The 15,553-nt window shown below is 72.5% G+C and carries 2 protein-coding genes; both read right to left on the reverse strand.

Annotated features, from left to right (window positions below):
- Positions 1-3 precede the first annotated feature (3 nt).
- Positions 4-7,764 carry a non-ribosomal peptide synthetase gene (locus O7605_RS28625; RefSeq protein WP_269742072.1) on the reverse strand — a complete coding sequence of 2,587 codons (7,761 nt, stop codon included), beginning with the start codon at positions 7,762-7,764 and terminating at the stop codon, positions 4-6.
- Between the two features lie 10 nt (positions 7,765-7,774).
- Positions 7,775-15,529: a non-ribosomal peptide synthetase gene (locus tag O7605_RS28630; RefSeq protein WP_269742073.1), complete on the reverse strand. Its 7,755-nt coding sequence runs from the start codon at positions 15,527-15,529 to the stop codon at positions 7,775-7,777.
- Positions 15,530-15,553 lie beyond the last annotated feature (24 nt).

Below are 15,553 nucleotides of genomic sequence, written 5' to 3' on the forward strand. Positions count from 1 at the left end.
TGCTTACTCCTCTACGGTCATCTTGCGCAAGCGAGGGCGACGCGGAGCTGCCGGTGCTTCCAGTCCCGCCCGGTCCAGCCATTCGGCGAGCGCGGCCACCGTTGGCCGGTCGAAGATCGTGCGGATGGGGATCTCCGCTCCGGTCTCCGCCCGGGCCCGGCTGATCAACCGGGTGGCGAGCAGCGAATGCCCGCCCAGATCGAAGAAATCGTCGTCGACGCCGACCCGCTCCAACCCCAGCACCTCGGCGAAGAGCCGGGTCAGGCACTCCTCCCGCGGGGTGCGCGGCGCCCGGTAGTCGGTTCCGTTGAACTCCGGCTCGGGAAGCGCGGACCGGTCCAGCTTGCCGTTGGCCAGCAACGGCAGCCGGTCCAGCAGCACGAAGGCGGCGGGCACCATGAACTCCGGCAACCGCTCGGCGGTGTACCGGCTGAGTTCCGCGGCGTCGACCTCGTCCACGGTCACGACGTAGGCGGCGAGCCGGGCGCCGGTGCCCGCGCCCGGCCGGGACACCACGACGGCCTGGTCGACCGCCGGGTGCGCGCCGACAACCGTCTCGACCTCGCCCGGCTCGATCCGGAAGCCGCGCACCTTGACCTGCGCGTCTCCCCGGCCCGCGTACTCCAGCTGCCCGTCGTCGTTCCACCGGGCCAGGTCGCCGGTGCGGTACATCCGGGCACCGGGCGGGCCGAAGGCGTCGGCGACGAAGCGCTCGGCGGTCAGGTCGGCCCGGCCGTGGTAGCCACGACCGACGCTGCCGCCGACGTACAGTTCGCCGACCACCCCCGGCGGTACCGGCGCCAGGCCAGGGCCCAGGACGTAGGCCCGCATGTTGCCCAGCGGCGTGCCGATCGGCACGCTCCCCGCCGGGTTCGCCGCGTCCTCGGCGACCGTGCAGGTGGTGGCGTAGAACGACTCGCTCTGCCCGTAGGCGTTCACCACACGTACCCCTGGGAAGGCCTGCCGGGTCTTCTCCACCAGCGAGACGGGGAGGGCCTCGCCGGCGAAGACCACGGTCTCCACACTGGTACGGCCGGCGATCTCGCCGACGAGTTCGGCGAAGGCGGACGGCACGGTGGAGATGACGCTGCCGTGCCAGCCCGCCGGCTCGGCCAGGGCCAGCACGTCCCGGACCACCTCGACGACGCCACCGGTGGCCAGTGTCGTGAAGATCTCGAACGCCGAGACGTCGAAGTTCACCGAGGTGCCGGCGAGCAGCCGCTTGCCGGGGGCCAGGCCCACCCGGGACGCGAGCCGCAGCACGCCGTTGACCACGTTCGCGTGCGTGATGGCCACACCCTTGGGCCGGCCCGTGGAGCCGGAGGTGTACATCACGTACGCCAACTGCTGTGCCTGGACCCGCGGTTCACCGCCGGTGTGCTCGCCGGCCAGGTCGAGCGTGTCGAGCAGGACGTCCGGCGCGTCGTGCTCCGGCAGCACCGCGACCGTCGCGCCGTCGGTCAGGACCAGGCAGGGCCGGGCCTCCCCGAGGATGGCGGCGGTGCGGGCGCTGGGATACCGGGGATCGACCGGCAGGTACGCGCCACCCGCCCGCAGGATCGCCAGCAGGGCGACGACCAGATCCGCCGAGCGCGGCAGCGACACCGCCACCAACGACTCCGGGCCCACGCCACGGCCGGACAGTTCGTCCGCCAGGCGGGCGGTCCGGGCGGTCAACTCGCGGTACGTGAGCGACTCGCCCCCGGCGACCACGGCGACCTCGTCCGGGGTCCGTGCCGCCTGGGCCTCGACGAGCCCGACGATCGTGGTCCGCGGAGTCGGCGTGGCCGTGTCGTTGACCTCGGTGAGCAGCAGGTGGCGTTCCGCCGGGTCCAGGATGTCGAGCTGACCGACGGTCAGGCTCGGGGTGGCCACCATGTGCCGCAGGACCCGGGCGAGACGCGCCGCCAACGTCTGCACCGCCTCCGGGCCGAAGACACCCCGCGCGTACTGCAGGAGCAGTTGGAGCTGCGGATCCGCCGCCGCCATCAGGGTCAGCGGATAGTTGGTGGCCGTCGACGGGCGCAGGCCGGTGAAGGCGACACCGTCCGCGGCGTCGGTGGCGGCGTCGAGCGCGTCCCGGTCGACCGGGTAGGACTCGAAGACGACGAGCGTGTCGAACAGCGACGACAGGCCGACCGTCTGCTGGATCTCGGTCAATCCGTAGTAGTGGTGCTCCAGCAGGCGGGCCTGCCGACCCTGCAGCCGGGTGAGGACCGCCGCGACGGTGTCGCCGGGCGCGTACTCGACGCGTACCGGAAGGGTGTTGATGAACATGCCGACCGTCGAGTCGACACCGGACACCGCGGGCGGACGCCCGGAGACGGTCGCGCCGAACAGCACGTCCCGGCGGCCGGTGAGCTGGCCGAGCAGCAGCGCCCAGGCACCCTGGACCAGGGTGTTGACGGTGATGCCCCATTCGGCTGCCCGCCGCACGAGGGCCTGCGCCTCGTCCGGGTCGAGCGCGACGGCGAGCTGACCGACCCCCTCGACGGCCACCTGGTCCGAGCCGGGAGCGAGCAGGGTGGGTTCCTCGATTCCGGCCAGCTCGGCCGCCCACACCCGCGCGGACTCCGCGTCGTCCTGCTGGGCGCGCCAGCGCAGGAACTCACCGAAGTCACCGGACGCGGGCAACCCGGCCGGGTCGCCGCCGGAGGCGTAGAGCAGCAGCAGGTCCCGCATCAGCAGCGGCATGGACCAACCGTCGATCAGCACGTGGTGGGCGGTCAGCACCAGTTCCGCGCGGCCGGGCGTCGTGACGACCAGGGCCATCCGGATCAGCGGTGGGCGGCCCACGTCGAAGTGCGCGGACCGGTCGTGGGCGAGGAAGCGCTCGAACCTGTCGGTCCGCTCCGCCTCGTCGAACGTGGTCAGGTCGTGGTACTGCCACGGCAGGGCCACCTCCTGCGGCACCACCTGCACCACCCCGCCGTCCGCGCGGTCGACGAAGGCGGCCCGGAGGCTGGCATGCTGCCCCAGCAACGCCTGCGCGGCCCGGCGCATCCGCTCCGGGTCGACCGCGCCGGACAGGTGGAAGACCAACTGCATGTGGTACGCGTCGAACGACGACCCGGCCAGCATGGTGTGGAACAGCATCCCGGACTGCACCGGCGTGGTCGGCCAGACGGTGGCCAACGCACCGAAACGGGTCTCCCACGCGTCGATCTCCGCCTGGCTCACCTCGACCAGGGGCGCGTCGCTCGGGGTCAGCCCCCCGGCGTCGGGGGTGGTCGCGTGGCGTGCCAGGGCGGTCAGCGCGTCGACCCACAGCCCGGCCAGTTCGGTCACCTCGTCGCGGTCGAGCACGCCGGTGGGGAAACCGAAGTAGGCGGTCAACTCGTCACCGTCGGCGGTGCTCGCGGCGACCGCGTTGATCTCCAGCGCCGACAACGCCGGCATGTCCGCGTCCGGGGCGGCGATCAGATCCCGGTACGCGGTGTCCGGCGCCCAGCCCAGGCCGCGCAGGTCCTCGGGGATGTCCGCGCCGGAGGAGCGGCCCAGGTAGTTGAAACCGATCTGCGGCTCCCGCGTCCCGGCCAGCGCGCTGGCGGTCTCCGGGTTCAGGTGGCGCAGCAGGCCGTAACCCGTGCCGTTGTCCGGCACGGCCCGTAGCTGCTCCTTGACCGCCTTGATCGCCCGGCCGGCGGCCGGGCCGCCGGCGAACGCGTCCACCACGTCGACGCCCGCCACGTCCAGCCGCACCGGGAACATCGCGGTGAACCAGCCGACGGTGTTCGACAGGTCGGCGCCGGGGACCACGTGTTCGGCCCGGCCGTGCCCTTCCAGCCGCACCAGGGTCGAGGTGCCCGACCCGCCCCGGGTCGCACGCCAGCGGCTCAGCGCCAGCGCCAGGCCGGCCAGCAGCCCGGCGTCCACACCGGCCCGGAACACCGTGGGCACGGTGGTCAGCAGGGTCTGCGTGACCTCGGGCGGCACCTGGACGCGCAACGTGCCCACGGTGGCCGCGACGTCGCGGGCCGGATCGAGCGGACGGGCGCCCAGCACCGGCTCGTCGGCCCGCAGGATCTCCTGCCAGGCCGGCAGTTCCGCTACTCGTTGCGGGCTGGTCGCGGCATCGGCCAGCCCGCACATCCACCGCCGTAGCGAGGTGCCCACCGCCGCCGGTGGTGTGGTTTGGCCGCCACTGATCCGCTGCCAGGCGGCGGCCAGGTCCGGGATCAGGATCCGCCACGACACCCCGTCGACGACCAGGTGGTGCAGCACGATCAGCAGCCGGTCCACGTCCGTGTCCGAGGTGAATCGCACGAACTGGGCCATCACGCCCGCGTCCGGGTCCAGCCGGTCCGCGGCCGCGTCCAACTCCACCCGCACATCGGCGTCGCCGAGGACGACGTCGCGCAGCAACACGTCGGCGTCCACGGTGCCGACGGCCGCCATGACGATGCCGGACCCGGCCCGGTCGAGCCGGGACCGCAGCACGTCGTGCCGGTCCAGCACGGCCTGCAGCGTCGCGACGAGTCCGGCCCGGTCGATGCCCTCGGGCAGGGTGAGCAGCGCGGACATGCAGAACCGGCCGACACCTCCGCCCAGCGCGAGCACGTGCGCCGCCGTCGGCGGCAACGGCGCCCAGCCCACGCCGCCGCCCGGGAGTTCGGCCAGGGTCACCGGCTCCTCGTCCGCCCGGCCGTCGACCAGTTCGGCGAGCCGGGCGACGGTGCGGTGCTCGAAGATCTCCCGTGGGCTGACGACCAGGCCACGCGTCTTGGCCCGCGCGGCGACCTGGATGGAACGGATACTGTCGCCGCCGCTGGTGAAGAAGTCGTCGTCGATGCCCACCGGCCCGGCGCCCAGGACGTCGGCGTACACCTCGGCCAGCAGTTGCTCCACCGCGCTGCGCGGCGCCCGGTGCTCGGTGCCGGCGAACTCCGGCACAGGCAACGCGCCCCGGTCCAGCTTTCCGCTCGCCGTCAACGGCAGCCGGTCCAGCACCACGAACTGGGCCGGGACCAGGTAGTCCGGCAGCCGCTCGGCCGCGAACGCGCGCAGCTCCGCCTGGGACAGGTCGGCCACCCGTCGCGCAGCGCTACCGGTGGCGCTCTCCGGCGGCGCCACGTAGCCGACGAGCCGGGCCCGGCCGCTGTGGTCCTCGCACACGGTCACCGCCGCCCGGCCGACCTCGGGGTGTCGGGTGAGGACGGTCTCGATCTCGGTCGGCTCGACCCGGATGCCGTTCACCTTCACCTGCGTGTCGACGCGTCCCGCGTACCGCAGGTGACCCTCGTCGTCCCACCGGGCCAGGTCGCCGGTCCGGTACATGCGCGCACCGGCCGGGCCGAAGGGGCAGGCGACGAACCGGTCGGCGGTCGACCCGCCGTCGCGGTGGTAGCCGCGGGCGAGCCGGCCACCGACGTACAGCTCACCGATCACGCCGGGCGCGACCGGAGCGAGTTCGGGCCCCAGCACGTAGGCGCGCATGTTGGCCAGGGGCGCTCCGATCGGCACCGCTTCGGAGCCGGCCAGCTGCTGCGGAACCGGGTAGGTGGTGGCGTAGAAGCTCTCCGTCTGCCCGTACGCGTTGACGACGCGTACGCCGGGCAGGGCGCGCCGGACCTCGTGGACCAGATCCGCCGAGAGGGCCTCACCGGCGAAGACGACGGTTTCCACGTCGAGTGCGGGACGTGCCGCGGGGCCCGAACCGAGCTGATCCAGCAGGGCGGCGAACACCGTGGGCACGGCGCTGACGGTGGTTCCCGACCAGCCGCCACGTTCGGCGAGTTCGAGCACGTCACGGACGATCTCGATGCTCGCGCCCGTGGTCAGCGCGGTGAAGGTCTCGAAGACCGAGACGTCGAAGTTCACCGACGTCGCGGCCAGCATCCGGGAGCCCGCCTCGACCCCCACCCGGCGGCGCAGGTCCCACACGCCGTTGACCACACCGCCGTGGGTGACCGCGACCCCCTTGGGCACGCCGGTCGACCCGGACGTGAACATCACGTACGCGAGATGGTCCGGCCGCACACCGGTCTCCGGCAGCTGCGTCACCGGGCCGTCCAGGCACAGGTCGTCGAGCCGCAGCACCGACGGCGAGCCGGCGACCACCGCCGCCGTCGCGGCGTCGGTCACCACCAGGGCCGGTCGGGCGGCCTCGAGCAGGAGGGCGACCCGCCCGGCCGGGTAGGCCGGGTCGATCGGCAGGTAGGCCCCGCCGGCCTTGAGCACGCCCAGCAGCGTGACCACCAGGTCCACCGATCGTGGCAGGGCCACGGCGACCAGGACCTCCGGTCCGACACCGTGCTGCCGCAGCAGCGCGGCCAGCCGGCTCGCGCGGACGTCGAGTTCCCGGTACGACAACGTGGTCGGTCCGCACACCACCGCCGTCGCGTCGGGGGTGCGGACCACCTGGGCGGCGACCAGCTCCGCGACCGTGGCGTCCGGCACCGGTGCCGTCGTCCGGTTCAGCCGGGCCAGCCGGTCCCGCTCGGCGTCGGTGAGCAGGTCCACCGCCGCGAGTCGCGCCGCGGGATCGGCGACCACCTGCCGCAGCACCCGCAGATAGCGGTCGACCAGGTGCTCGGCCGTGGCCGGGTCGAACAGCTCGGTCGCGTACTCCAGCCGCCCGTAGGCACCGCCGGCCGGGGCCGGGACGATGTTGAAGAAGAGGTCGAACTTCGCGGTCCCGGTGCCCGCCGGGACCGGGGTGACCCGCAGCCCCGGAAGCTCGACCTGCGCCCATTCGAACTGCCAGGCCAGCATCACCTGGAACAGCGGCTGGTAGGCGGTGGTCCGGTCCGGGCTCAGCAGCTCGACCAGACGCTCGAACGGTACGTCCTGGTTGTCGTAGGCGGCCAGGGCCCGGTCCCGGACCTGCCTGAGCAGATCCTCGAACGTCGGGTTCCCGGACAGGTCGACGCGCAGCACCCAGGTGTTGGCGAAGAAGCCGATCAGGTCGTCGAGTTGCTCGTCGGCGCGCCCCTCGATCGGGCTGCCGATCGTCAGGTCGTTGCCGGCGCCGACATGGTGCAGCAGTACCGCCAGCGCCGCCTGGGCGACCATCGGGGCCGTGCCGCCGTGCTGAGCGGCGATCTTGGCGACGCCGGTGAGCAACTCCTCGTCGAGCTCGAAGTCGACGTGACCGCCCTGGTGGCTGGCCGCCGTCGGACGCGGCCGGTCCAGCGGCAGGTGCACCGGTTGCGGCACGTCGGCCAGCTCCGTACGCCAGTACTCGACCTGCGCGGCGGCGATGCTGTCCGGGTCGGACTCGTCACCGAGCAGCTGTTGCTGCCAGATCGTGTAGTCCTTGTACTGCACCGGCAGCGGGGCCCACTGTGGTGCGGCACCCCGCAGCCGGGTCGAGTACGCCGTCACCAGGTCCCGCAGGAACGGCCCCATCGACGCCCCGTCCGCGGCGATGTGGTGGAACACGAACGCCACCAGGTGCTCCTGCGGAGCCTCCTGGAAGATCGTGGCCCGCAGCGGAATCTGCGTCTGCAGGTCGAACCCCTGGCGCACCGCGGCCTGCACCGCGGCGTGCGAGGCGTCGCGGGCGACGGTGAGGAACCGGCTCTGGAAGACCGCCTCCTCGGGTGACAGCACCCGCTGTTCGGGGGTGCCGTCCGCGTTCTCGACGATGAGGGTACGCAGGCTCTCGTGCCGCGCGATGACATCGGTGAAGGCCGCGCACAGCGCCGCCGTGTCCAGTGGCCCACTCAGGCGCAGGACGAACGGGATGTTGTACGTCGCGGACGCGCCCTCCAGGCGGTGGAGGAACCACATCCGGCGTTGGGCGAAGGACAACGGGATCATCGACGCACTCCTACACGTTCATCGGGCGCAGCTGAGGGCGACTTGAGGTGGAGAGCTTCTCGATCTGCGCCGCCAGCTGGGCGACAGTCGGACTGCGGAAGACCATGGTGACCTTGACGTCGACCTTGAGTTCCTTGCGGATACGGCCGATCAGGCGAGTGGCCAGCAGGGAGTGGCCGCCGTGCTCGAAGAAGTCGACGTCGATGCCGACCTCGTCCACCCCGAGCAGCTCGGCGAAGAGCCGGCAGAGGACCTCCTCGGTGTGGTCACGCGGTCCCCGCCCGGTCGCGGTGGTGGACTGCTCCGGGGCGGGCAGCGCGTTGCGGTCGAGCTTCCCGCTCGACGTCAGGGGAAGTCCGTCCAACGGGATGATCGCCGAGGGGACCATGTACTCGGGCAGGCTCTGCCGGGCCTGCTCGGTGAGCGCCGTCAGGTCCAGCCGCGCGGCGTCCCCGGCCGCGTCGGCCGGTACGACGTACGCGACGAGCCGTTGGTCGCCGGGACGGTCCTCGCGCAGCACCACCACCGCGGTGGCGACCTGCGGGAGTGCGGTGAGCACCTGCTCGATCTCGCCCAGCTCGATGCGGAACCCGCGAACCTTGACCTGGAAGTCGGACCGACCGAGGTACTCGATCTGGCCGTCCTGGTTCCAGCACACCAGGTCGCCGGTGCGGTACATCCGGGACCCGGGCGCGCCGAACGGACAGGCGACGAACCGGCCGGCGGTCAGCCCGGTCTGTCCCAGGTAGCCGCGGGCCAGCCCGGCGCCGGCGAGGTACAACTCGCCGACCACTCCGGGCGCGACCGGGCGCAGCGACCCGTCGAGCACGTAGACCTGGGTGTTCCACACCGGCGCGCCGATGGGCACCCGGTCCGCGCCCGGCACGTGCCGCCACGCCGTGACCTCGACCGCGGCCTCGGTCGGACCGTAGAGGTTGTGCACCTCGCAGCCGGGCAGCAGGTCGACCGCCGCGTTGGCCAGGGCGGCGGGGAACGCCTCCCCCGCGACCTCGATCCAGCGCAGGCTGTCGCACTCCTTGGCCGTGGGCTCGGTGAGGAAGGCGTCCAGGAGGGAGGGCACGAAGTCCGCTCCGGTCACCCGTTCCCGCTGGATCAGGTCACTGAGGTAGGCGGGGTCGCGGCGTCCGTCCGGCCGGGCGATCACGACGGCGGCGCCGACCTGCAGCGCTGCGAACAACTCCGGCACCGACACGTCGAAGCTCGCGGTGGTGCTCAGCAGCACGCGGTCCTCGGCGCCGACGTCGAAGTGCGCCAGGCCCCACCTGAGCCGGTTCATGATCGCCCGGTGCGTCACCTGCACGCCCTTGGGTACGCCGGTCGAGCCGGAGGTGTAGATGACGTACGCGGCGTGGTCCGGCGACAGCGTGCGCCGCGGGTTCTCCGTCGGGTGGCCGGACACGTCGGGCAGGTCCTGGTCGAGCACCAGCAGCGGCCGCGCGCTGTCCAACACCTTGCGGGCCCGGTCGGCCGGTAGCTCGGTGTCCAGCGGCAGATAGGCCGCGCCGGCCTTGACCACCGCGTAGATCGCCACCAGCAGGTCCACCGAGCGGGGAATCCGCACCGCGACCAGTTGCTCGGGTCCGGCACCCTGGTCGATCAGCCAGTGCGCCAACTGGTTGGCGCGCCGGTTGAACTCGCCGTACGTCAGGTTCTCCCGCTCGTGGATCAGCGCCAGCCGGTCCGGGTCGCGCTCCACCTGGGCCTCGAACGCGCCGGGTAGCGTGTCCGCGGGCACCGGGTGTGCGGTGTCGTTGACCTTCCGCAACAACCAGTCCCGCTCCTGGTCGGAGAGCACGTCCACGGCGCCGACGACGGTCGTCGGGTCGTCGAGCATCTGCTCCAGCACCCGGACGAGTCGCGCGGCGATCACCTCGGCCGCGTCCCGGTCGAACAGGTTGGTCTGGTAGTCGAGAGACAGCCGCAGGTAGGGGTCGGAGGAGTTGAGCGTGAGCGGGTAGTGCGAGCCGGCGAGCGGCCGGATGCGGTCGATGGTGAAACCGGCGGCGGTGTTCGCCTCGACGATGCCGACCCGGTCGATCGGGTAGTTCTCGAACACGACGATCGTGTCGAACAGGGCGGGCAGCCCGGTGCCCCGCTGGATGTCGGCCAGCCCGTAGTAGTGGTGGTCGAGCAGCGCGACCTGCCGGTTCTGCAGCTCGGTGACGACCTCGCCGATGCTGTCGTACGGCCGGCAGTAGGCCCGGGTCGGCAGGGTGTTGATGAACAGGCCGACCATCTCGTCGGAGCCGGTCAGTTCCGCCGGGCGACCGTTGACCGCGGCGCCGAACACCACGTCCGGCCGGCCGGTCAGCTTCGACAGCAGGATCGCCCACGCACCCTGCAGCAGGGTGTTCAGGGTGACCCCGAGCTGCGCGGCCCGCCCGGCGAGCTCGCGTCCCTGGTCGATCGAGAACGGCACCTCGACGCGCCCGAGAGCGGAGGCCTCCTCGGCGATCGAGGTGTCCGGCGCCACGATGGTCGGCTGGTCGAAGCCGGCGAGTTCGTCCTGCCACCGGGCGGCCGACTCCTGGCGGTCCTGCCGGGACAGCCAGGCCAGGTAGTCGCCGTAGTCGCGCACCGGCGGCAGGGCCTGGTCGTCGGCGTAGAGCTGGACCAGATCCTTGATCACCAGCGGCGACGACCAGCCGTCGAACAGGGTGTGGTGTGCTGTGACGACCAGCTTGGCCCGCTGCGGTCCGCAGGTGAGCAGGGCCAGGCGCAGCAGCGGCGGCCGGGTGGGGTCGAGCCGGTCGGCCCGGTCCTCGGCCAGCAGGCGGTCCAGCGCGGCGTGCTGTTCCGCGTCGCCCTGCCCCGTCAGGTCGATGTGCCGCCAGGGCAGGGCGACGTGTTCCGGCACGACCTGGACGGGATCGCCGTCGGTCGCGGTGAGGAACGCGGAGCGCAGGTTCGGGTACCTGCGCAGCAGCGCCTGTCCCGCCGACCGAATCCTCGTGGGCTCGACGGGTCCGGACAGGTGCAGCACGAATTGCATGTGGTAGACGTCGAAGGTGTCGTCGGCGAGCGCGGCCTGGAACTGGATGCCGGACTGGCCCGGTGCCTGCGGCCACACCTCGGCCAGCCGGCCGTAGCGCTGCTCCCAGCTCTCGATCTCGTCCTGCCGGACCGAGACCAGCGGGGCGTCCGAGGGAGTGAGGCCACCGATCGGCGTACGGGCGGCGTACGCGGCCATGCCCCGCAGCACGTCGGCCCACAGGTCGGCCAGTTCGGTGACCCGCTCCCGGGACAACACCCCGGACGGGAACATGAAGATCGTCTGTAGCTGGGTGCCGTCGGCGGTGTCCACGGCGACCGAGTTGACCTCCAGTGCGGACAGGGCGGGCAGGTCCGGGTCGGGCATCGCGATCAGTTCGGTGGACCAGGACGCCGGCACCCACCCGTGGGCACGCAGGTGTTCGGGCACGTCCGTGTCGGAGATCCGGCCGAGGTAGTTGAAGCCGATCTGCGGTGGCGGGTAGTCGGCGAGCTGCTCGCCGGTCTCCGGGTTGAGGTAGCGCAGCAGTCCGTAGCCCAGCCCCTTGTCGGGCACCTCGCGCAACTGCTCCTTGACCAGCTTGATCGCCGTACCGGCGGCGGGACCGCCGGCCAGCACGTCGGCGAGGTCGACCCCGGGTACCGCCACCCGGGCCGGGTACATGCTGGTGAACCACCCCAGGGTCCGGGACAGGTCCGCGCCGGGCACCACGTCCTCCTCGCGGCCGTGCCCCTCCAGCCGGACCACGGTGGGTTGCGGCGCACCGCGCCACCGGTCGAGGGCCAGCGCCAACGCGGCGAGCAGCACGTCGGTCCCGGTCGCCCGGAAGGCTGCCGGCAGCTCGGTCAGCACCACGTCGGTGACCTCGGCGGGCAGCCGCAGCCGCACGGTGTCGACGGTGCCCATCAGGTCCACCGCCGGGTCGAACATCCGCTGTCCCAGCGGCGGGTTCGGCAGCTCCAGCAGGTCACGCCAGTAGGCCAACTCGGTCTCCCGCTGCGGGGAGAGCGCCTCGTCGGCCAGGGCGGCGGTCCACCGGCGCGCCGACGTGCCGACCGCGGGCAGGTCGGCCGGGCGTCCGGAGCCGATGTGGTCCCACGCCTCGGCGAGGTCCGACATCAGGATGCGCCAGGAGACACCGTCCACGACCAGGTGGTGCAGCACGACGAGCAGTCGGCCGGTGCCGTCGGTGGCGGCGAACCAGACGAAGTCGGCCATGATCCCGGCTTCCGGGTCGAGCCGGCCGAGCGCAACCTGCAGTTCCGCCTGCGCCCGCGCCAGCGCGGACGGTTCCGCCCAGTTGCCGTCGCAGGCGACCGGGTGCAGCAGGTCGCCCGCGCGTACGCTGCCCGGTGGGCGGACGTCGAGGCTGAGGTCGCCGTCGCGGACCAGCCGCGCACGCAGCAGGTCGTGCCGGTCGAGGACGGCGTCCAGCGTCGCGGTCAGCCCGTCCGCGTCGATGCCGACCGGCAGCTCGAGCGTCATGGCCATGGCGAAGCGGTCGATCGCGCCGCCGTGTTCGAACACCTGCCGGGCCACCGGGGGCAGCACCATCGGGCCGACCCCGCCACCGGCGTCCTCGACGAGCGCGGGGGTGCGGTCACTTCGGGCGCTCGCCAGCTCGGCGAGCCGGGCCACGGTGCGGCCCTCGAAGATCTCCCGGGTGGTCAGGTGCAGGTTACGCGCCCGGGCCCGGGCGACCACCTGGATCGAGCGCAGGCTGTCCCCGCCGATGCCGAAGAAGTCGTCGTCGATACCGACCCGGTCGACCCCGAGCACGTCCGCGTACGCCGTGGCGATGATCGACTCGGCCTCGGTGCGCGGCGCCCGGTAGGTCCCGCCGGAGAACTCCGGTTCGGGCAGGGCAGCGCGGTCCAACTTGCCGGTCGGGCCGACCGGAAGTCGGCTCAGTGCGACGAAGGCCGACGGCACCATGTAGTCGGGCAGCCGGGCCGCGACGAATTCGCGCAGCTCGGCCGCGGAGGCGCCGGCCTGCACGTCGACGTCGCCGATGCCGCCGGCACCGTCGTCGCCGACCCCACCGTCGCCGGTGTGGACCACGTAGGCGACGAGCCGCCGCCCGCCGCCGGGCACCTCGCGGGTGATCACGACGGCCTCGCTGATGCCGGGATGCTGCGTGCAGGCCGCCTCCACCTCGGCCGTCTCGATGCGGAAACCGCGCACCTTGACCTGGCTGTCGTCGCGACCGACGCACTCCAGTTGGCCGTCGGCCCGCCAGCGGACCAGGTCGCCGGTGCGGTACATCCGCTCGCCGGCCGGGCCGAACGGGTTGGCCACGTAGCGCTCGGCGGTCAGGCCCGGTTGACCGTGGTAGCCGCGCCCGAGCGAGGCGCCGGCGACGTACAACTCGCCGAGCACCCCCTGCGGTACCGGCACGAGTCCCGGACCCAGCACGTAGGCGCGCACGTTGTCCAGCGGGGTGCCGATGGGCGCGACGTCGCTGTGCGTCCAGTCCTGGTTCGCCGGCAGGGAGAAGGTGGTGGCGTAGAAGCTCTCGCTCTGCCCGTACGAGTTGACGATCTGCACGTCGGGCCGGACCTCGCGGATCTGCCGCATCAGGCGGCCGGGCAGCACCTCACCGGCGAGGACGACGGTACGGACGTTCGGTGCCCGGTCCAGGTGGGCGGCCAGTTCGCCGAGCACCGACGGCACCGCGCTGACCACGTGCCCGTCCCAGCCGTCACGCTCGGCGAGTGCCAGCGCGTCGGACACCACCTCGACCGTGCCGCCGGTGGACAACGTGGTCAGCAGCTCGAAGACCGAGACGTCGAAGTTGACCGAGGTGCCGGCCAGCATCCGCCAGCCGGGTGGCGCGTCCAGGCGGCGGGTCAACGCCCGCACCCCGTTGACGACGTTGCGGTGGGTGATCGCGACGCCCTTCGGCCGGCCGCTGGAGCCCGAGGTGTACATGACGTACGCGAGGTTGTCGGCGGCCGGCTGCCGCACCGGGCTGGTCCCGTCGGGCGAGGCCCACTCGTCGCGGTCGTCGAGGTTGACGACCGACATGACGTCGTGCGGCAGCTCCGCCGAGGTCGCGGTGTCGGTGACGGCGAAACGCGGACGCGCCTCGGCCAGTACGCCCGCGGCCCGGGCGCCCAGGTACCGCGTGTCCATCGGCAGGTACCCGGCACCGGACCTGAGGATCCCGAGCAGGCCGACCACCAGGTCCGCCGAGCGCGGCACCGCCAACACGACCAGGTCCTCCGGCGTGGCTCCGCGCCGCCGCAGTTCCCGGGCGAGACGCTCGGCCCGGTCGTCGAGTTCGCGGTAGGTGAGCGTCCGGTCACCACAGACGACCGCCACCGCGTCCGGGGTGCGGGCGGTCTGGCGCTGCACCAGCTCCGGGATCGTCTGCTCGTCGACGGTCGTGGCGGTATCGTTGAACCGGGTGAGCAACCTGTCGCGTTCGGCCGGCGCGAGCACGTCGGTCCGGTCGACGTCGCGGTCCGGGTCGGCGACGAGCTGGCGCAGCACGCGGGTGAAGCGGGCGGCGACGTCCTCGACCGTGTGCCGGTCGAACAGGTCGGTGGCGTACTCCAGGCGGACGCCGGCGCCACCGGAACCGTTCGGGATGATGTTGAAGAACAGGTCGAACTTCGCCGTTCCCGTCTCCAGGGTCTCCGACTCGGTCCGCAGACCGGCGAAGCTGAGCTCGCCCAGCGGCTCCTGCCAGGCGAGCATCACCTGGAAGAACGGGTGGTACGCGGTGGAGCGGTCCGGGTTCAGCAGCTCCACCAGCCGTTCGAACGGCAGGTCCTGGTTGTCGTAGGCGCCCAGGCAGCGATCACGCACCCGGTCGAGCAGCTGGCGGAAGGTCGGGTTGCCGCTGAGGTCGACCCGCAGCACCCAGGTGTTGACGAAGAACCCGACCAGGTCACGCAGTTCCTCGTCGACCCGGCCGGCGATGGGCGCGCCGATCGGCACGTCGTCGCCGCAGCCCAGGTGGCGCAGCAGCACCGCCAGCGCGGAGTGCATGACCATCGACACCGTGACGTCCTGCTCGGCGACGAGTCGCTGCACGGCCGCGAGCAGCTCGGGTTCGATCGGGAACTGCACCAGGTCGCCGTGCGAGCGCATCACCCGCGGCCGGGGCCGGTCCGTCGGCAGCGCCAGGGGCTGCGCCAGACCGTCGAGCGCCGCACGCCAGTACGCCAACTGCCGGGCGGCCACGCTCTCCGGGTCGGACTCGTCACCGAGCATCTCCTGCTGCCACAGCGTGTAGTCGGCGTACTGGAGCGGCAGCGGCTCCCACTGCGGCGCCCGTCCCTGGCGACGCGCCGCGTACGCGGTGCTCAGGTCGCGCAGCAGCGGCCCCAGCGACTCCCCGTCCAGGGCGATGTGGTGCACCACCAGGACGAGGGTGTGCGCCTCCGGTCCGGTGCGCAGCAGCCGGGCGCGGATCGGTGGGTCGGTGGCCAGGTCGAAGGTCTCCCTGGCCACCTCGTCGACCGCCGCCCGCCGGTCCGCCTCCGCGACCTGCACGGCCGGCAGGGCGAAGGGCCTGGCTCCGGACGGCAGCACCTCCTGATACGGGATGCCGTCGTCGCCTTCGACGATCACCGTACGGAGTACCTCGTGCCGGTCGATGACGTCCCGGAGCGCTGACTCCAGCGCACCGACGTTCAGCTCACCGGTCAACCGCAAGGCGAAAGCGCCGTTATAGGTCGGCGACGGCCCCTCGAACCGGTCCACAAACCACAACCGGCGCTGCGCGAACGACAACGGAATCATTGTTTCTCCAAATCGGCGAACCTG

Origin of the sequence: Verrucosispora sp. WMMA2121 (assembly GCF_027460185.1) — a bacterium.
Lineage (GTDB): Bacteria > Actinomycetota > Actinomycetes > Mycobacteriales > Micromonosporaceae > Micromonospora > Micromonospora palythoicola.